Genomic DNA, 20,244 nt, shown 5'->3' on the forward strand with positions numbered 1-20,244 from the left:
CGCGGTATCATCATGGTCTCAACACGAACGCCGTGAAGGGCGCTCGCCAGCCGCTGACGAAAGGACACCATCATGGCCAACAACTACCTGATCGTCGTCGACATGCAGCACGATTTCGTATCCGGCGCGCTCGGAACGCCCGAGGCGCAGGCGATCGTTGCGGACGCGGCCGCCTACGCGCGCGATTTCAAGGGGACCGTCGTGTTCACCAAAGACACCCACGAGGAGGGCTACCTCGAGACGCAGGAGGGACGCAACCTGCCGGTCGTCCACTGCGTGCGCGACACCCCGGGCTGGGAGCTCGTGCCCGAACTCGAGGAGGTTCGCACCGAGCGCGGCGCCCTCGTGTTCGAGAAGCCCACGTTCGGCTCCGTGCAGCTCGTCTGGTGGCTCGCCGAGGAAAACGACGCCGAGCCGATCGACTCCATCGAGCTCATCGGCCTGTGCACCGATATCTGCGTGGTGAGCAACGCCCTGCTCATCAAGGCGCACTTCCCCGAGATCCCCGTGCGCGTCAACTCGGCGCTCTGCGCCGGCGTCACCCCCGCCTCGCACGACGCGGCGCTGACGACCATGAAGAGCTGCCAGGTCGAAGTGCGCTAAATATGGGGAGGGGCCATTTCCGTCCATGGCGGCGCAGTGCCTGCCATGGGTGGAAATGGCCCCGTCCCTAAATGGCCCGTCCTCCATGAAGTGGCGAGACGTGCCGCTATCCCAATCCGACAGCCATGCCGATCAGGTGCACCGCAAACGATGCGATCCAGGCGACGCCGCACTGCAGGCCGACCACGGCCCACATCATGCGGGTCCCCAGCTCGCTGCGCACGGTCGACACGGCCGCGACGCACGGCGTGTAGAGCAGCGTGAACGTCAGGAAGCAAAACGCCGTCAGCGGGGTGAACAGCGTCGAGAGGGCCGACACGTCGCCGCCCAAAAGCACGGTCAGCGTGGAGACGACGCTCTCCTTCGCCGCAAAGCCCGCAGCGAGCGCCGTGGAGGCGCGCCAGTCGCCAAAGCCGAGCGGCGCGAAGATGGGCGCCAGCACCTGGCCCACGCCGGCAAGCAGGCTCTGGGACTGATCGGTGACCACGTTGAAGCGGATGTCGAACGTCTGCAGGAACCAGATGATGATGGTCGCGACGAACACGATCGTGAACGCCTTGCGCACGAAGCCCTTGCCCTTGTCCCACGCGAGGCGCGCCACCGTCCCCGCGCTCGGCAGACGGTAGTTCGGCAGCTCCATGACGAAGGGCACCGGATCGCCCCGAAACGCGCTGCGCTTGAGCACGAGCGCCACGAGGATGCCGACCAGGATGCCCATGAGGTACATGGCGGCCATGACCAGCCCTCCGTAGCGCGGGAAGAACGCCGCGGTCAGCAGGCCGTAGACCGGCAGCTTGGCCGAACAGCTCATGAACGGCGTGAGCATCACGGTCATGCGGCGGTCATGGTCGGACGGAAGCGTTCGGGTCGCCATGATCGCCGGCACGCTGCAGCCGAAGCCGATCAGCATCGGCACGATGCTGCGGCCGGAAAGGCCGATTCTGCGCAGCAGCTTGTCCATCACGAAGGCGACGCGGGCCATGTAGCCGGAGTCCTCGAGAATGGAGAGCAGCAAAAACAGCACGACGATGATGGGCAGAAACGACAGCACGCTGCCCACGCCGGCAAAGATGCCGTCGATCACGAGCGAATGGACCACCGGGTTCACGCCGAAGTCGGTAAGCCATGCGTCCACCACGCCGGTGAACGACTCGATCCCCAGCTCAAGCAGGTCGGACAGGCGCTGGCCGATCAGATCGAACGTCAGCCAGAACACCGCCAGCATGATGAGGATGAACACGGGGATGGCCGTATAGCGGCCCGTCAGGATACGGTCGACGGCGACCGAGCGCATGTGCTCGCGGCTCTCATGCGGCTTCACGACGCTCGCCGAGCAGACCTCCTCGATGAAGGTGAAGCGCATGTCGGCCAAGGCGGAAAGGCGGTCGGAACCCGATTCGTCCTCCATCTGCACGATGATGTGCTCGAGCGCGTCGAGCTCGTTTTGGTCCAGCGCGAGCGCCGCGATCACGCGCGCATCGCCCTCGATAAGCTTGGTGGCGGCAAAGCGCAGCGGAAGACCGGCCGACGCCGCGTGGTCCTCGATAAGCTGGCAGATGCCGTGGATGCAGCGGTGCAGCGCGCCGCCGTCCGGTCCATCCTGCGCGCAGAAGTCGAGGCGGCCCGGATGCTCGCGGTAGCGCGCCACGTGCATGGCATGCTCCACCAGCTCGCCGATGCCCTCGCCCTTTGCCGCGGAGATGGGCACCACGGGGATGCCGAGCAGCTCCTCGAGCCGGTTGACGTCCACGGTGCCGCCGTTGGCCGCGACCTCGTCCATCATGTTGAGCGCGAGCACCATGGGCCGGTCGAGCTCCATGAGCTGCAGCGTAAGGTAGAGGTTGCGCTCGATGTTGGTCGCGTCCACGATATCGATGATGCCGTCGGGCTGCTCGTTCAGGATGAACTCGCGCGAGACGATCTCCTCGCTCGTGTAGGGCGACAGCGAGTAGATGCCCGGCAGGTCGGTCACCGTCGCCTCGGGATGGCCCTTGATCTGGCCGTCCTTGCGGTCGACCGTGACGCCCGGGAAGTTGCCCACGTGCTGGTTGGAGCCGGTGAGCTGGTTGAACAGCGTGGTCTTGCCGCAGTTCTGGTTGCCCGCCAGCGCAAAGGTCAGCGCCTGCCCCTCGGGGATGGGCCTGCCGCCGGAGCGGGGGCGCGCCGCGTTCTCGCCGAGCGCCGGATGCGCCGTGGTGCCCGTGCGCACGTCGGCGCGCTTGAGCGCATGCGCATCGTGGATGTCGCGCAGCTCGATGCGGGCGGCGTCATCCTTGCGCAACGTCAGCTCGTACCCGCGCAGGCGGATCTCCAGCGGATCGCCCATGGGGGCGTACTTCATCATGGTGACCTCGGTGCCAGGCGTGAGGCCCATGTCCAAAATATGCTGCCTGAGCGCAGCGTCATCAGAATCGACCGACGCGATGATCGCGTCCTTGCCGATCTCGAGCGTGTCTAGTCTCATGCGTACCGTTCTTCCCCTCTGAATCGCCGTACATGCATGACGTTCCAAGACATGATAGCGTGGAGCCGAACGGTCTGAGGTGGTTTCTCAATCTTCATCTGAACATTCGAGCATATATTCAAATGGTTCATTCGGGCACGGCGGGCCGCAGCACCGCCCCCTCGGAGATCGCCACATCCTCCTGCACGTAACGGATGAAGCTCTCCACGTGGGCGGGCAGCGCCGCCTTCGGGCAGACGCACCATGTGCGCCTCACGAGCGGAGACCCGTCCGCCCAGGTCAAAGGCGTCAAGCAGAGGCCGCGCTCGTTTTCGAACTTCGACGAGACGAAGCACAGCGCATAGCCGCGCCCCTGCGCCACGAGCTCCCAGACGAAGTCGATGTACCCGACGCTCATCCCCGGGACCATCTTCGATCCATAGCGCTCGAGCCACCACCGTTCGAGCAGCTCGGTCGACTGGGCGTTCGTCCTGAAATCGATGCGCGGCAGGGTCGGCAGATTATCGATGTCGACGGGTTCGCGACTCATGAGGTACGCCTGGTTGCAGTCGACGAGGGTCCGCCGAACCGGGCCCTCGTAGTCGCCGCGCACGAACGCGAGGTCGAGCTTGCCGTCCAGCACCATGCGAAACAGCGCGTCGCTCTGGTCGTTCACGACGGTGAAGCGCACCTCGGGATCGCCGGCCTCGGCGTACCCGCCCAGCACGTCCCATAGGTTGTACTTGTTGAAGGTGTAGGAGGAGCCGACCGTGATCATCTTGCTCGCCGTTTGGCGAAGCTCCTCAAGGCCGCGATGCGTCTGCTCGACGAACTCCTTGTGCTCGGCGGCGCGCTTCGCCAGATACTCGCCTTCGGGCGTGAAGGCGAGGCCCTTCGGGGTGCGCTCGGCGATGCGCACGCCCAGCTCCCGCTCGATATGCTGCAGGCGCTTGGTGAGCGTGGGCTGGGTCATATAGAGAGCGGCGGCGGCACGCGACACATTCGGGTTGCGGTGCAGCTCGTCGATAATCTCCCAATCGAAGTCCCTCACATCGGCACCTCCCGTGCTCGCCCAACGCATGCCTCCATTATCAACCATAGTGCAAAATCGGGGACGTACCTGTTGCGTGCATTTTTGCACGCAACAGGTACGTCCCCGATTTGCATATATGTGGCCCAGGTGAGCCTAGGCGTCCCGCTCGGCGAGCTTGGCCTTGAGCAGACGAAGCTGGCCGCCAGCGAGCACGACCTCCATCTCGGCATCGGAGAGGTCGAGCACGACGTTGAACTCGAAATGGCGCGTCACGTTCTTCACGCAGACGCGGCGCGTCGGAATCTGGTCGAGCAGGCCCTCGATCTCCAGCTCGTCGCCCATCTCGATGGAGTCGTAGGCGGCGGGGTCCTCGAACAGCATGGGGATGATGCCGTGGTTGATGAGGTTGCCCTTGTGGATGCGCGCCATGCTCTTCGCGATCACGCAGCGCACGCCCAGATACATCGGGTTGATGGCGGCGTGCTCGCGGCTCGAGCCTTGGCCGTAGTTCTCGCCGGCGATGATGATGGACTGGCCCATCTCGCGGGCACGCTCGGCAAACTCGGGATCGTAGCGCATATAGCAGTACTTGGACATCAGGGGGATGTTCGAGCGCATGCTGGAGAGCTCGGCCGAGGCAGGCGTGATGTCGTCCGTCGAGATGTTGTCGCCGCCCTTGAGCGAAACGGGAACGCGCAGGTGCTGGGTCGGCTCCTCGGGAATCGGCAGGAACTTGATGTTCGGACCGCGCACGATCTCGACCTGCTCGGCCTCCTCGGAGGGCAGCGGCGCGATGAGCAGGCTGTCGTCGATAGGATAGGCGTCGGGCTCATGGATGGCTCCGAGCTTTTCGACGTCGACCCCCATGATGTCGCGCGCAGAGGCGAACGTGCCCATGATGGCAGTCGCCGCGGCGCTCTCCGGGCTCGCCAGGTAGATCTTCGCCGTCGGACTGCCGGCGCGACCGCGGAAGTTGCGGTTGGACGTCCGCACGGCAACGCCGTTCGTGGCGGGCACCTGACCGATGGCGCAGCACGGGCCGCACGCGAACTCGAGCAGGCGGACGCCCGCGTCGAGCAGCATGTCGATATAGCCGTCGTGCAGCAGCTGCTTGTAGACCTGCTTGGACTGGATGGCGCAGGTGCAGCTCACGTTCTCGTTCACATGATGGCCTTGCAACACGAGCGCAGCCTTGGCGATGTCGGAGTAGCTCGCGTTCGTGCAGCTGCCGATGAAGACCTGCTGGACGGGCAGCTTCTCCACCGTTTCGAGCTCGTGCACGTTGTCGGGCAGGTCGGGGCACGCCATGAGGGGCTCGAGGGCGGACAGGTCGAGCTCGATGCGCTCGTCGTAGGCGGCGTCCTCGTCGGGCAGCAGCTCGACGAACTGGTCCGCACGGTCCTGCGCCTCCATGAAGCGGCGAACTTGCTCGTCGGCCGGGAAGATCGACGTGGTGGCGCCCATCTCGGCACCCATGTTGGCGATGCTGCAGCGCTCGGGAACCTCGAGCGTCGCGGCGCCGGGGCCCACGTATTCGAACGCGCGGCCCAAACCGCCCTTGACGCCCACCCGGCGCAGCATCTCGAGGATGACGTCCTTGGCGTTCACGCCGGGCTTGAGCGAGCCGGTCAGGTAGACCTGCACGACCTTCGGCATGACAAGGCGCATGGGCTGACCGGCCATGGCGGTCGCGACATCCATGCCGCCCACGCCGATGGAGAGCATGCCCACCGCACCGCTGTGCGGGGTGTGCGAGTCGCCGCCGAACAGCACCTTGCCCGGCACTGCAAAGCGGGCGGTGTGGATCGCATGGCAGATGCCGTTGCCGGGGCGCGACACGTGCACGCCGAAGCGCTTGGCGGCAGACTGCAGGTAGATATGGTCGTCGGGCGTCTTGTTGTCGATATAGAGCAGGTTGTGGTCGAGATTGGAAACCGAGAGCTCGGTGCGCACACGATCAAGGCCCAGCGCCTCGAAGGCCAAGTAGGTCATGACGGCGTTGATGTCGTGCGTCAGCGTCTGGTCGACACGCAGCAAGATCTCCTCGCCGGGCTTCATGGTGCCCGAGACGAGATGCGACTCGATGATTGTATGGACAAGAGACGATCCCATGGTGCGTACCCTTTCTGCAGCGTGATGTACCTCATGCATATGGTGCAACGGGCAGGGCGCATTATCCAATTGAAAGCGGGCATGAAGCCCATGCCCGGACGGCATGATGGGTTGGAACGAACCCGTCCCCGAATGATCGAGGGGGTCAATGACACAGAATGGGCAATTTGGCACGCTAAGAGCCCCTATTGGCCCCTCCTAGCGTGTCAAATTGCCCATTCTGTATCATTGACCCCCTACGCCCACGTATGACACGGCGCAAGGCAACGGCGGATAAACGCGTCGTAGATGTCGACCATGCGCTCGGTGTAGAACTCCGCGACCCCATGATCGGCGCCGCGCACAAGGTACAGCTCGACGTCCTTGCCGCATTCCCGCAGACGGCGGTACAGGTCGACCGACACCTCCGTGTTGACCTTACGATCCTTGGTGCCGTGGGCGATTAGCATCGGGGGAATATCGAGCTCGGGCGTGATATAGCACGATGCGGTCGCAACGCGGCGCAACGCGGGGTCGGCGCGCATATCCGCCCCGCCCATCAGCACGCCCTCGGGACTCTCGGGTGTGTGATGATCAGATGTGATGGGAAACGCATCGTCAGGCAAAAGGCTCACCGCGCCGTAGAGGTCGATCACGCCGCGCACCCGAGAAGAAACCCCTGGATAGGCGCTACCTCCCGCGTCGTAGAACGATGCGAACACCGCCGTGTGCCCACCTGATGAATTGCCCGCAACGATGATCTTCTCGGGATCGATGCCGAACTCATCCGCATGCGCGCGCATATGGCGAACGGCGTTCTGGCAATCCTGGATCTGCGCGGGAAACGCGGCTTGCGAGGCCGGGCGATACTCGACCTCCGCCACCACATACCCGTGCCGCGCGATCTGTGCGAGCTGCGGAATCAGCATGTACAGCTTCTGCGTGCGCCATGCCGACCCCTTGACGAACACGATACAGGGCAAAGGGCAGGCGACGCCGTTGCGCGACGTGGGAACGAGCACCTGCAGCCGAAGCGTCGTCCCGTCGGCGCTCTGATATGCAACGTCATGCAGGTACTTGATCTCGATCTCGTCGCCCGAGGTCTCGACGATGGTGGCGCCCTCAACGTCCTGCGTGAACTCGGGCATCTCCTCGTACGTCCAGTCCTTGACTTCCATGGGTATCAACTCCTTGGTAGCACTCCTGCAAACCGATAGCTCGATCATCTTCAAAGCCGGGGCATCGCCTGTGCCTGCCCGATATGAAGCATGCCATAGCGGCGCGTCGGTACAACCCCTCACATGCGGTTGTTGTTGATGAGACACCCGTCCAGAATGATCTGGCGCTCATCGTCGGTCAGCTCGTCGAGCAGCAGCTCGACCTTTCCCACCTGCACGTCCCCCCGAATCACATAGGCGTCTATCGCGCCCGCGCCCGCAGTAACGGCGCCGCGCACGCCGGGAACGTACAGCCAGTCCCCCACCTCGAAGCTCGGCTCTCCCTCGAGTCTGAACGGGAGCATGCCCCAGTTGATGAGATTCGTGCGGTAGCGCTTGGTGGCGTATTGGTGGCACAGGTTGGCAAGGCCGCCCAGCACACGCTGACAGCTCGCCGCCTGCTCGCGCGCCGATCCGTCTCCGGGCCTGTTTGCATATAGCAGGCTGCCGATCTCGATATCGAAGGGCTGCACATCCGGCGTAATCGTGCACATGGCGTTCAGCACGTGGACGTACCGGGCGGGCACGCGTCCCGACAGGCGCTCCATCTCGAACTCGCGCACCTGCCGGGCGCGCCCGACGTAGGCGGGGTCGCGACCGGACAAGGTGAACTCCGCTAGCTTGAAGGGGTCGGAACGATAGCACGACGCCTCCCCGGAAGGGATGATCTCGTCGGTATTGGTAACGGGATCCATAATCATCGTGCAGACCTGAAGCGCGATGTTTTCGGCCAGCGGCTCCAGCTCGGGCCAATCCTGGATGTTCGGGCCGTACACGAGCGGTTCATCCGGTCTTGGCTGCGCAAAGCCATTGTAGACGCGGTGCTCATACGGCTGCGGATCGAACTCGTAATCGTCGATCTCCTCCCAGCACGAAAGAGCCTCGGCGCTCGTAAGCACACCCCCGTTTGCCGCGGTCGCCGCGATGGAGCGCGCATCCATCAACGCTGCCGCCGCCATCTGGCCCTGTCCGACATACGAGCCTTCGCGATTGGGGAAGTTGCGCGTGTTATGCCGGATGGAAAGCGCCCCGTTAGCAGGCGTATCGCCGGCACCGAAGCACGGTCCGCACATGGGCGTGCGCACGACAGCGCCCGCGAGCATCAGGTCGCGCAGGATGCCGCGACGGTCGAGCACCGACATGACCGGCATAGATGCCGGATACACCGAAAGGCTGAACTCGCCGTTGCCGCATCCCTTGCCGCGCAGGGCGCATGCTGCTTGCGCGATGTTGGTATAGGTGCCGCCCGAGCAACCGGAGATGCTCCCCTGCTGCACATGCAGCCCGGCGGCATCGACCTTTCCGCGCAGGTCGAGCGCACCGTGCCGGCGCGCGATCTCGTCGGCACGGCACTCGACTGATGCCAAGATCTCGTTCAGGTTGTCGTAAAGTTCGTCGATGGCGTAGACGTTGGAGGGATGGAACGGCAACGCGATCATGGGGCGGATGCGCGATAGGTCGATGCGCACGCACCCGTCGTAGTACGCGACCGCCGCGGGCTCGAGCTGCCGGTACTGCTCCTCACGGCCATGCGCTGCGAGGAACCGACGCGTCGAGTCATCGGTCACCCAGATGGTGGACAGCGCGGCGGCCTCGGTCATCATGGCGTCGAGGCTGTTGCGGTAATCGCACGGCATGGTCGCCACGCCGGGGCCGACGAACTCCATGACCTTGTTCTTGACGTAGCCGTTTGCAAAGACCGCGCGGATGATGGCGAGCGCGATGTCCTGCGGCCCGACATACGGCGCCGGCCTGCCTTCCAGGAAGACGGCGATTACTTGAGGCGTCGGGATATCGTAGGTCTTTCCGAGCAGCTGCTTGACGAGCTCGCCTCCGCCCTCGCCGATAGCAAGCGTGCCGAGCGCGCCGTAGCGCGTATGCGAGTCAGATCCCAAGATCATCTTGCCGCAGCCCGCTTGCGTCTCGCGCATCACCTGATGCAGCACGCCCAGATGCGGGGGCACGAAGATGCCGCCGTAGCGCTTCGCCGCCGAAAGCCCGAATCGATGGTCGTCCTCGTTGATCGTGCCGCCCACGGCGCACAGCGTGTTGTGGCAGCAGGTAAGCGTATAAGGAAGCGGGAACTCCTTGAGCCCCGAGGCGCGCGCCGTCTGGATGATGTTCACGAACGCGTTGTCAGGCGAAGCGAGCGCATCGAAGCGGATGCGCAGGATCTGGTCCCCATCGCCCAGGGCGTGCGCCTTGAGGATGCGCCATGCGATGGTCCCCTGTCGCGCCACCTCGGGCGAAACGGAGTCCCCTGCCATGCCCATGACCGCATCGCGCTCATGCGCGGGAACGATGCGCTCGCCATCCACCAGATAGACGCGCTCGTCGTACAGCTTCACCGCATCCATCGAACACCCCAATCAAACGTCGATAATCACACGTGCGCACAGCACGTCCGGCCCGAGAGATGCTTTCATCGTGCATCCCCGGACCAGGTTTGGTCCAATTGAAACGTCGCATGACCGTATGCCGCGACGGCATGGCGACGCCTCCACATGCCACAGCGGGGAATGACCCGAGCGGACGGAGCTGCCGCCAACCGTTCAGGTCAGCCCCCGCAATGGCATGCATCGATATTCGATGGTGCGTTAGCCCGTATTATCGAATCCCCCATGCCATAGTTCAAATATAAGAATTCAATTGATCTCATAATGTTGTACCTATAGCCGAAAACCTTACAGGGATACGCTTCATCCCCGAGAAGCTTCGGTCGATTGCCCTCGCGCACCAGAGCGCCGCGATGGGATGGCGCGGAAACGCGGTGAGGAAGCCGCGGCATCGGCGCACCGAAGGTAGGCGACCCCACGGAGCACGGAACCCGAGATCACCCGATCGGCACTCCCCTCGCATACAAGAACCCCGGCACGCTTGAGCGGGGCGTGCCGGGGCTGGAAAAGGGAAAAGAGAAGGGTGCATATTGTGAGCACACCGAGGTGCGCAAATGCCCGGATGCCATGCTGCCTGAACGGCATCCGGGCAAGAGGGGGCGCTTAGAACAGGGGGATGGCGCCCGTCAGGACTGCGACGACGCAGTAGATGGCAAACATCGGAAGGCCCCACTTGAGGATCTGCTTCTGGTGCTCGCCGAAGTCGACCTCACAGCGCTCGATCAGGATCCAGATCCACGCGATGAGCGGGGTTGCGTAGTAGGTGGCCAGCGGGATCATGGCGCCGACGCCCATAGCGGTCGCGGTGATGCCGTACTGGGCGGCAAGGCCGGCGAGAACGGGGAGGATGCCGAAGTAGTAGCCGTCGGAGGACAGGAAGATCATGCCCGGGATACCGAGGATGGCCACGAACAGCGGCAGCAGGTTCTCCATACCGGAGGGCACCAGGCTCGCGAGGAAGATCGCGATGTCGTCGCCCATGCCGGAGTTGGTGAGGATACCCATGAGGAAGCCGGACGCGACGATCATGGCCGCAGCGGGCATACCGTCCTCAAGGGCAGCAGCCAGACGATCCTTCTGCAGGTGGAAATCGAAGCCGAAGTTCACGAGCAGGGCGAGGGCGAGACCGCCGCCGAACAGGACCGCAGAGTTCGCGTAACCGCCGATGAGCAGGATCATGATGATCACGGAGAGGATCAGGTTGAACCACACGAGCTTGGGACGCTTGTACTCGGGATCGTTGTTGCGCACGATGTCGCACATCTTCTCAAGCTCTTCAGCCGTGATGTGGCTGGCGTTCGCAGGATCGTAGCCGAGGCGCTTGCGCTCCTTCTTGCCCAGGAACCAGGCGACGAAGACACAGTAGATGAGCGCGACGCCCATGCCGGGAAGCAGCAGCGGGAAGAGCTCGGTCACGTCGAGGTTCAGCGCGGAAAGCACGCGAGCGAGCGGGCCGCCCCACGGAGACATGTTGAAGACCGACGTGGGCAGGCAGATGAGCAGCGCCAGGTACGGCGTCTTGATGCCGAACTGCTTATACAGCGGAACGAAGGCCGCGGTGGTGATCAGGACCGTGGAGGTGCCGTCGCCGTCAAGGGACACGCCGGCGGCAACCAGCGTGGAAGCGACCATGATCTTCATCGGGTCGCCCTTGACGAGCTTGATCATCGCGATGACCAACGGATCGAACAGACCGACCTGCATCATGAGCGTGAAGTAGGTGCAGGCGAACAGGACCATCATCGCGGAGCGAACGGTGCCTGCGGAGACCTCGCCGTCCTCGACGGCGTAGAACACGCCGCTGTAGACCCATTCGAATACGTCCAAAACGTTCTGGCCGGTCAAGAGGCAGTAAATCATACCGGCGGCCAGAGGAACGACGGCAAGGCCGACATACGGGCTCAGCCAGCGCTTCATGACGCCGATGATGAAGATGAGAATCATGATTAGGCCAACGGCCGCAGCTAGAGTCATGAATTCCCTCCTTTACCGTTGTGAGAGATTCCCCTGCGGGAATCACCCCTTATTCCTTCCTTATATGAAGCCAAGTGCGCGGGCCTGCCTGGCAGCTTGAAGCTGACCCGCGCACTCGTGCATCACCCTACTTGCGACGGTTGAAGTTGATCAGGCAGCCGTCGAGGATGATCTCGCGCTCGTCGTCGGTGAGCGGCGCGGTGTAGAGGGCCATGGTGCCGGCGACCTTGCCGTCGCGGATGATGTGGCCGCTAAACTCGCTCTTGCCGGTCGCGATCGCCTCACGCACGCCGGGGACGAAGATCCAGTCGCCCGGCTCGAACGCGGGCTCGTCATCGGACTGGAAGGGCAGCATGCCCCAGTTGATGACGTTGGAGCGATACCGCTTGGTGGCGTACTGCTGGCAGATGTTCGCAAGACCGCCCAGCACGCGCTGGCAGCTTGCGGCCTGCTCGCGAGCGGAGCCGTCGCCGGGCTTGATCGCGTAGACCATGGAGCCGATCTCGGTGTTGGCGGCGTCGGCGTCGGCGCACACGCCCTGGGCGGCGGCGAAGACGTCGGCGATGTCGGCAGGAACCGTGCCCGCCTTGCGCTCGGCCTCGAGAGCGGCGGTCGCCTTGGCGCGGCCGACGTAGGCCGGATCGCGACGGGACAGCGCGAACTCCGCCAGACCCAGCGGGTTGGAGCGGAACGAGGAGGTCTCGCCGGAGGGGATGAGCTCGTCGGTGGTGGTCACCGGGTCGAGAATCTTGGAGCAGACCTGGAGCAGGACGTTCTCGCCGAGTGCCTCCATCTCAGGCCAGTCCTTGATGTTCGGACCGTAGCACAAAGGCTCTTCCTCTTCGGCCTTGGAGAAGCCGTTGAAGACGCGGTGCTCGTAGGAGGAGGCGTCGAACTCGTGCTCGGGCACGTCGCCCCAGCAGTCGAGCGTCTCGGCGGAGGTCAGCACGCCGCCGTTTGCAGCCGTGGCCGCAATGGAGCGGGCGTCCATGAGCGCCACCGCGGACATCTGGCCCTGACCGGGCTTGGAGCCCTCGCGGTTGGGGAAGTTGCGGGTGGTGTGGCGGATGGACAGCGTGTTGTTGGCGGGCGTGTCGCCGGCGCCGAAGCACGGGCCGCAGAACGCGGTGCGGATGATCGCACCGGCCTGCATGAGGTCGAAGATGGCCCCCTTCTTGACCAGGTCGGCGAAGACCGGCTGGGAGGAGGGGTAGACGGACAGGTTGAACACGCCGTCGCCGCAGCTCTTGCCGCGCAGCGCATGGGCGGCCTCGATGACGTTCGTGTAGTTGCCGCCCGCGCAGCCGGCGATGGTGCCCTGCTGGACGTGCAGGCCGGCGGCGTCGACCTTGCCGCGCAGATCCAGCGCGCCCGCACGACCGGCGATCTCGTCGGCGCGCTTCTCGACGCTCGCCAGGATGTCATCCAGGTTGGCGTTGAGCTCGTCGATGGTGTAGACGTTGGAGGGGTGGAACGGCAGCGCGATCATCGGGCGGACCTTGGAGAGGTCCACACGGACGCAGCCGTCGTAGTAGGCGATGGCCTCGGGATCGAGCTGCTTGAACTCGTCGGCGCGACCATGGTCGGCCAGGTACTTCTGCGTATCGGCGTCGGTGCGCCAAATGGAGGACAGGCAGGTGGTCTCGGTCGTCATGACGTCGACGCCGTTGCGGTAGTCGGTGGTCATGCTCGCGACACCGGGGCCCACGAACTCCATGACCTTGTTCTTGACGTAGCCGCACTCGTAGACCGCGCCGATGATGGCGAGCGCGATGTCCTGCGGACCGACGAAGGGCGCCGGCTCTCCCTCGAGGTAGATCGCGATGACCTCGGGCGTGGCGACATCGTAGGTCTGGCCCAGCAGCTGCTTGACGAGCTCGCCGCCGCCTTCGCCGATGGCCATGGTGCCGAGGGCGCCGTAACGGGTATGGGAGTCGGAGCCGAGGATCATCTTGCCGCCGCCGGCCATCATCTCGCGCATGTACTGGTGGATGACCGCGATGTGCGGGGGCACGAAGATGCCGCCGTAGTGCTTGGCGGCGGACAGACCGAAGAGGTGGTCGTCCTCGTTGATGGTGCCGCCGACCGCGCACAGGGAGTTGTGGCAGCAGGTGAGCACGTAGGGAATCGGGAACTTGGTGAGACCCGACGCCTTGGCGGTCTGGACGATACCGACATAGGTGATGTCGTGGCTCGTCAGCGCATCGAATTTGATCTTGAGGTTGGCATCGTCGCCGGATGTGTTGTGCTCCTGCATGATGCGATAGGCGATCGTGCCGCGGCGCGCCGCCTCGGCAGTTACCTCGCCCCCGGTCATGGCCTTGATGGCGTCCCCTTCGCTGGCCGGGACAACGGTCTCGCCGTCGACGAGAAACACGCCGCCTTCGTACAGCTTCACTGCATCCATATGGGCACTCTCCTCCTGGTTGTGTGGACGTTCGATGGTTTCATTCTTGTTCCATTGACCCCGTCCAACAAATACTATCTTTCAATAGACTCTATACAGAATTGCCTATAACCGCAGGTACTTTAGGTGTTTGTTAACGGAAACCCTTAAGGCCGAGTAAAAGTTGTCCCTCGCAATAGTCGTTTTTTAGATACTGTTTTACGTACCAGAAGGAATCTCGATGGAAGCCGCCGAGGGAGCCCACGTGAACGATCGAGAACTCACGTACGTCAAGACCATTGCAGAAGAGGGAAGCGTGTCCGCAGCGGCGCGCAAGCTCTTCATCGCGCAACCGTCGCTCTCCCAGTCCCTGCAGCGCATCGAGGAGTCGCTGGGCGCGAAGCTCTTCGCGCGCACGCCCTCCGGCCTCAAGCTCACGCAGGCGGGCGAGAAGTACGTCGCCATGGCAAACCGCGTTCTCAAGCTTTACGACGACCTGCTGGCCGAGCTCTCCGATATGGAATCCCTCTCGGAGGGAAACATCAATTTCGGCATCACGCGCCTGCTCGCGAAGTTCCTGCTGCCGCAGGTGCTGCCCGATTTTCACAGACGGTACCCGAACATCAAGATCTCGATTCTGGAGAAGAACTCCAAGGAGCTCGACCGGGCGCTCACGGCGTGCGACATCAGCTTCGCCGTCATGCACCGCCTGGTGGGCGAGGGCAGCCGCCATATCGATTACGACGTGTTCTGGAAAGATCCCTTCGTCGTCACCGTTTCGGCCGACAGCCCCATCGCGCGGAAGGCGACCAACGACCCCGCCTACCCCTACCCGCTCATCGACATCCGCCACCTGGCAGACGAACCGCTGCTCACCGTGCCATATGGGCAGCGCATCCGCCAAGTGCTCGACACCGTGTTCATGCGGACGGGCATTCGCCCCAACATCCTGCTGGAATCGCGGGACTACACGACGGTGCAGAGCCTTGCCGCCAAGGGTATCGGCTACACCATCGGCCCGCAGAGCTATACGGCGCTCTCGAAGATCGAGCCGGGCGAGGCCCAGTTCCTGTCGCTCGACAACAGCCTGAACGCCGCGTGGGCACTGTGCATCGCTACGTTCGCGAACGGCTCGCTCTCCCGTGCCGACATGGAGATGCTTCGCTACTTCGAGGACGCCATCGCCCATGTCATGGAGCCCGATCCCCTGCCGTAGGAATGGTGCTGCGCATCTCTGGGGACAGTCCCTTAATATTCACCGAGGAGGCACATGCCTCCTCGGTGAATATTAAGGGACTGTCCCCAGAGATGCGCCACGGTTGTCACCATGCCGTGCCGGCATGGGGCCATGCCGGCTTTCAATTGGATTGCGGCGCGCGCCGGGCGCACCATGAAGACATGGTAAACGCCTGCGATCTCACATCTGGGAGGCATCATGGACGCATTGCACACACAGGCCATCGAGCGCGCAACCAAACGTTTCGGCGAGCTCCTCGCTGGAGAGTTCGAGCGCATCGAACGCGTCAAACAGGGCGGCAAGCCCAAGGACTACGCGAGCCTCGACCACATCACCATCGGCATCCTGCCCGGTGACGGCATCGGCCCCACCATCGTCCAGCAGGCGGTCCGCGTGCTGGAATGCCTGCTTGCCGACCAGATCGCATCCGAGCGCATCGAGATCCGTCCTATCGACGGCCTGACCATCGAGCGCCGCGCGGAGCTGGGCGAGTCGCTCCCCCAAGACGTGCTCGAAGCCGCGCTTGCCTGCGACGTGCTGCTCAAGGGCCCGCTCGTCACCCCGCGCCCCGGCGACCCCTGGCCCAACCTGGTGAGCGCCAACAGCCTGCTGCGCCGCGGCCTCGACCTGTTCGTCGGTATGCGTCCCATCCGCATGCCGGACCAGGGTATCGATTGGACGTTTTTCCGCGAGAACCTCGAGGGCGAGTACATCTGGGGCGACAAGGGAATCCAGGTGAATGACGACCTCGCTGTCGACTTCAAGGTGTGCACGCTTCCCGGCACCGAGCGCCTGGCGCGCATGGCGCTCAACTACGCACGCGACAACGGCAAGACCACGGTCACGGTGGTCACCAAGGCAAATATCGTCAAGCACGCCGACGGCAACTTCCAAAAGACCATCTGCGATGTCGCCGAGCGCGAGTACCCCGAGATCACCGTGCAGACGCGCCTGGTCGACGCGACGGCAGCTAAGCTCATGGATCCCGACTTCAACAAGGATTTCCAAGTCATCGTGCTGCCCAACCTCTACGGCGACATCGTGACCGATATCGCTGCCGAGCACCAGGGCGGCCTCGGCTCGGCGGCCTCGGCGAATCTCGGCACGCAGCACGCGCTGTTCGAGGCCATTCACGGCACGGCACCCACGCTCGCCGAACGCGGCCTGGCACCGTGGGCGAACCCCTGCAGCGTCATCCGCGCCGCCGGCCTGCTCGTGGGCCATATCGGTTTCGCCGACCGCCGCGCCCTGCTGGAGCGCGCGCTCGACATCTGCTGTACCACCGAGCGGCGCGTGGTCATGGGCATGGGCGACGGCCCAACTTCGGCCGATTTCACCGACTACCTGACCGAGACCATCGAGGGTCTCAAGGGAAACGCCGCGTAGGCGCGCTATCGGCCAGATGACACCCGTTTTGAGAAGAATGGGTCATTTGGGGACGTGCTTGTTCCAACCCATCGCACAGGGCAAAACCAGAAAAGTGGTTGCTCGACCACGTTTCCAGCTACGGGGCGCACCGCCTCCTCCATGAGGGGATGCGGGCGCCCCTCCGCCGCTATTCCTCCGCGCGCCACCCGCGGCACACATCGACCCAGCCCTCCGCGCGCGTGGCGCGCTCGAGCTCGGGAATGGTCAGGCGCACTCCGCTGTGGTCATCGCCGCAGGCGGGATACACCACGTCAAAGCGGCGCAGAGACTCGTCCAGATACACGCGCGCCTCGGGCTTGGCGCCAAACGGGCACACGCCGCCCGGCGCATGGCCCACAAGCTGCTCGACGACATCGCCGGGGACCATCTTCGCCTTGGTGTGGAAGAACTGCTTGAACATGCTGTTGTTCACGCGCGCATCGCCGGCGCACAGGACCAGCACCGGCGCATCGTCCACCAAAAACGCCATGGTCTTGGCGATATGCGCGGGCTCGCACCCGAGCGCCGCGGCGGCCTCCTCGACCGTCGAGCTCGGCGCCTCGGTCGCGATCACGCGGTCCCCGAGGCCGATGCTGTCCAGATATGCTTTTGCCACGTCAAACGACATGTCTTCATTCCTTTCCTGCGCAAGTGCGCATGTTACAGCAGCAACAGGCCCGCAATCCACAAGATGATCGGTGCCAGATAGGTCAAGGGAAGATCCTTGGTCACCGCGCCGAACTCGCGAATGATCGAGCGCGCCCAGGTGTCGCCTGCGGTCGCCGCGCCCATGACGTCGGCGTCCAAGCCCATGCGGCATGCGAGGTAGCCGCAGCGATACGCATGGAAATCGCTGGTCACCAGCGCCACGCGATACGACTCCGCCGTCGTCAGGCCGCCCATGACCTCACGTGAGAACGCGAGGTTCTCGCGCGTCGTGGACGACCGGTCCTCCTCGACGAGCTGCTTTTTCGGCACGCCGCGATCGCGCAGGTAGTCGTGCATGACGCGGGCCTCGCTCAGCTCCTCGTCCGAACCCTGCCCGCCCGAAACGATGATCGTGCCCTTCTTGCCCTGACGCTCCCACAGCGTGAAGGCGCAGTCGAGCCGGTCCATGAGCACGGGCGAGGGGCGCGTGCCCTCGATGGCGGCACCGTGCACGACGATGAACTTGTACGCGTTCTTGCGGTCGGGCGCGGCTTCGCGCGCGGCCACCCGATAGACGAACGATGCGAGCGCGACCATGGCGAGCGAGAACGACATCCACAGCCCGACCAGCGAGACGAGCCCGAGCAGGGCGCTCGCCAGCTGGTTTCCGGCCCCCTCCACGACCATGGGGACCACGGTGAACAGCAGCGCGAGCACGACGGCGATGGCCAGAGGAACCGCCGACGCCGCGCGGACGCCCCCGTCGCGCGAGATCAGCAGCACGCCGTTCATGGCGAACAGCTCGACCGCGACCAGCACGAACACGATCATGAGCGAGCCGGAAGTCACCGTGAAGCCGCCGGAGGCCGCGCAGGTGGCGATCACGAGCCCCGCGAACAGCACCAACCCCGCAGGCACCGAAGCGCGACCGAACGCACGCGTCCCCATGCGGAACGTCACGACGAGCACCGCGAGCGCCACGACGGCGAGCACAAGGCCCATCAGATGCACATCCATGTTCTTTCGTCCTTTCGAGATGGTCCGCGCCCCTGCCGTCCCCTACAGCCCGCAACGCTCCAGGAAGGAGCACGCAAGACCGATCCAGGGACGCACGACGGTCTGCTCCTCGGCGTTATCGGCGCAGGTGTTGATATTCGCGACCGACAGGCCGTGCCCGCCCCGGTCGAAGACGTGCAGCTCATGGGCGACGCCGGCGCGCGCAAGCGCCGAGACGAAATCGTAGGCCTGGATGATCGGGCAGGTGCGGTCGTCGCTGGTCCCCCACACAAACGTCGGCGGCATATCGCGCGAGACGTGCGTCGTGGGGCACACCTCCGCCATGCGCTCGTCGGTCGCCTCCCCGCCGATGACCATGGAGATGAAATCGTTGAGCAGGTCGCGTCCCGTCTTGCCGCCCGTCTTGGGAACGCGCAGGTCGATGCGGGGATCGCGCGTGCGCTCATCGCGCATCACGCGCATGTCGAGCAGCGGATAGCCCAGCACGACCGCATCGGGGCGAATATGGTCGGGACGCTCGCCGGTAAGCGCGGCGAACGGGCCGGTCTTCCACTGGGCCGCCAGCGACGCGCAGATGAAGCCGCCCGCGGAGAAGCCGACGACGGCGACCTTCTCGGGGTCGACGTGCCATGCCTGCGCGTTGGCGCGCACGCGGGCGACCATCTTGGCAAGATCGGCCTCGGGGTTGGGGAACGACACGTTGCCCGTGGCGCTCGTCACGTAGTCGAGCACGAACGCCTGATAGCCCTGATTCAAGAACGCGAACGCGACCGGCTCCTGCTCATGAGCGGCGATGTTGGTGAAACCGCCTCCGCCGCAGATGACCACGGCCGGGCGGGGCGCATGCTCGCGCGCCGGAACCGGGTCCGCCAGATAGGCGGTAAACGTCGCCGGATGCTCGTCGGTCGGATCGTCTCCCCAAAGGGCATGCTGTTCGATAACCATGAAGGCCCTTTCCATTCATTCTCTTCTGCGCGCCGCGGGCGCGGCGCATGTCTGCTTATCTTAGGGCATTCCCGCGCCGTGCGCCTGGCTCGCGCACGGTCTCCGCACATGCTTGAGGATGCCGCAAGCCGCCCGCGCCCCCAAACATGTGCTCCGAGGTCGGACTTGGGTTCATACCAAGCCATCCGGTGCGTATTTGGGTATGATGAGCTTGATAAGCTGCGAACCGCAGCTGCCCCTCAACCTTTAGGAGGACCCATGAACCTGCTCCAGAAGATCAAGAGCACCTTCTTCTCGACCGACGCGCAGGCCGCCCCCGAGCCCGCCTCGTTCGCCACGCGCTCCGACACGATCTATGCGCCGACCTCGGGCGTGCTCGTCTCCATCCAGGAGATCAACGACGGGGTCATCGCCTCCGGCCTGCTCGGCGACGGCTACGGCATCATCCCCATCGGCAACACCATCTACGCGCCCGCCGACGGCCGCGTGGACACGGTCACCGTCACCAACCACGCTGTCGGCATCATGACCAAGACGGGCATCGAGGTGCTCATCCACGTGGGCATCGACACCGTCAACATGGAGGGCAAGGGCTTCGTGCGCCACGTCGAGGCCAACCAGGAGGTGAGCGCCGGCACACCGCTGCTCTCGTTCGACCCCGAGGCCATCAAGGCCGCAGGCTACGAGGACATGGTCACCGTCGTGATCAGCAACCCGCAGAACTTCCGCAAGATCGACCACGTGGGATCCTCCAACACCATGATCGCGGGGCGCCCGCTCGTCAAGATCGGCGACCCGCTGCTGGTGACCCGCAGCTAGGGAGCACCGACCGATTGCCTTCGCGCCC

Annotated in this window: 14 protein-coding genes; 4 read left to right on the forward strand and 10 right to left on the reverse strand. The window is 64.4% G+C overall.

Translation table 11 applies throughout. The features are described from left to right. The first annotated feature begins 72 nt into the window (after positions 1-72). Positions 73-603, forward strand: a complete 531-nt coding sequence (locus tag BN3789_RS02725; RefSeq protein WP_066829607.1) for a cysteine hydrolase family protein — start codon at positions 73-75, stop codon at positions 601-603. A 106-nt stretch (positions 604-709) separates the two neighbouring features. Here the strand turns inward: BN3789_RS02725 and feoB are convergent, their stop codons facing one another. The 7 genes from feoB to BN3789_RS02760 form a co-directional block, all read right to left on the reverse strand. Continuing rightward, positions 710-3,067: a ferrous iron transport protein B gene (gene feoB, locus BN3789_RS02730; RefSeq protein WP_066829611.1), complete on the reverse strand. Its 2,358-nt coding sequence runs from the start codon at positions 3,065-3,067 to the stop codon at positions 710-712. A gap of 127 nt (positions 3,068-3,194) precedes the next feature. Beyond that, positions 3,195-4,097, reverse strand: coding sequence for a LysR family transcriptional regulator (locus tag BN3789_RS02735; RefSeq protein ID WP_161938968.1), 903 nt, complete (start codon positions 4,095-4,097; stop codon positions 3,195-3,197). Between the two features lie 135 nt (positions 4,098-4,232). Beyond that, complete coding sequence (locus BN3789_RS02740) at positions 4,233-6,191, reverse strand: aconitate hydratase (RefSeq protein WP_066829616.1); 1,959 nt, start codon at positions 6,189-6,191, stop codon at positions 4,233-4,235. Positions 6,192-6,427: 236 nt separating this feature from the next. Continuing rightward, a complete protein-coding gene (locus tag BN3789_RS02745) occupies positions 6,428-7,348 on the reverse strand; it encodes an alpha/beta hydrolase (protein ID WP_066829618.1) in 921 nt (306 codons plus the stop codon). A gap of 119 nt (positions 7,349-7,467) precedes the next feature. Then, positions 7,468-9,744 carry a hydratase gene (locus tag BN3789_RS02750; protein WP_066829620.1) on the reverse strand — a complete coding sequence of 759 codons (2,277 nt, stop codon included), beginning with the start codon at positions 9,742-9,744 and terminating at the stop codon, positions 7,468-7,470. Between the two features lie 642 nt (positions 9,745-10,386). After that, entirely contained in the window at positions 10,387-11,757 is a 1,371-nt protein-coding gene (locus tag BN3789_RS02755; RefSeq protein WP_079989045.1) for a citrate:proton symporter, read from the reverse strand. A 127-nt stretch (positions 11,758-11,884) separates the two neighbouring features. Beyond that, positions 11,885-14,164 (reverse strand): hydratase, encoded by a 2,280-nt coding sequence (locus BN3789_RS02760; protein WP_066829624.1) that lies wholly within the window; start codon positions 14,162-14,164, stop codon positions 11,885-11,887. Between the two features lie 220 nt (positions 14,165-14,384). On the opposite strand from BN3789_RS02760, the gene BN3789_RS02765 reads away from it, so the two are divergent. Continuing rightward, the gene (locus BN3789_RS02765; protein ID WP_066829626.1) at positions 14,385-15,359 is read left to right on the forward strand and encodes a LysR family transcriptional regulator; all 975 of its coding nucleotides are present in this window, start codon (positions 14,385-14,387) and stop codon (positions 15,357-15,359) included. A 219-nt stretch (positions 15,360-15,578) separates the two neighbouring features. Further along, positions 15,579-16,766, forward strand: a complete 1,188-nt coding sequence (locus tag BN3789_RS02770; RefSeq protein WP_066829629.1) for an isocitrate/isopropylmalate family dehydrogenase — start codon at positions 15,579-15,581, stop codon at positions 16,764-16,766. 169 nt (positions 16,767-16,935) lie between these two features. Here BN3789_RS02770 and BN3789_RS02775 read toward each other — a convergent pair whose 3' ends face one another. From BN3789_RS02775 to BN3789_RS02785, 3 genes are read right to left on the reverse strand one after another with little or no spacing between them, the layout of a single operon-like run. Next, on the reverse strand, positions 16,936-17,415 hold the full coding sequence (locus BN3789_RS02775) for a YbaK/EbsC family protein (protein ID WP_066829630.1): 480 nt from the start codon (positions 17,413-17,415) through the stop codon (positions 16,936-16,938). A gap of 32 nt (positions 17,416-17,447) precedes the next feature. Next, positions 17,448-18,452 (reverse strand): YdcF family protein, encoded by a 1,005-nt coding sequence (locus BN3789_RS02780; RefSeq protein ID WP_066829631.1) that lies wholly within the window; start codon positions 18,450-18,452, stop codon positions 17,448-17,450. 42 nt (positions 18,453-18,494) lie between these two features. Next, on the reverse strand, positions 18,495-19,397 hold the full coding sequence (locus BN3789_RS02785; protein ID WP_066830307.1) for an alpha/beta hydrolase: 903 nt from the start codon (positions 19,395-19,397) through the stop codon (positions 18,495-18,497). Between the two features lie 258 nt (positions 19,398-19,655). Between BN3789_RS02785 and BN3789_RS02790 the strand changes: the two genes are divergently transcribed. Next, positions 19,656-20,216, forward strand: coding sequence for a PTS sugar transporter subunit IIA (locus BN3789_RS02790; protein ID WP_066829632.1), 561 nt, complete (start codon positions 19,656-19,658; stop codon positions 20,214-20,216). The last annotated feature ends 28 nt before the right edge of the window (positions 20,217-20,244 follow it).

It is taken from the genome of Collinsella ihumii (assembly GCF_900046475.1).
Classification (GTDB): Bacteria; Actinomycetota; Coriobacteriia; order Coriobacteriales; family Coriobacteriaceae; genus Collinsella; species Collinsella ihumii.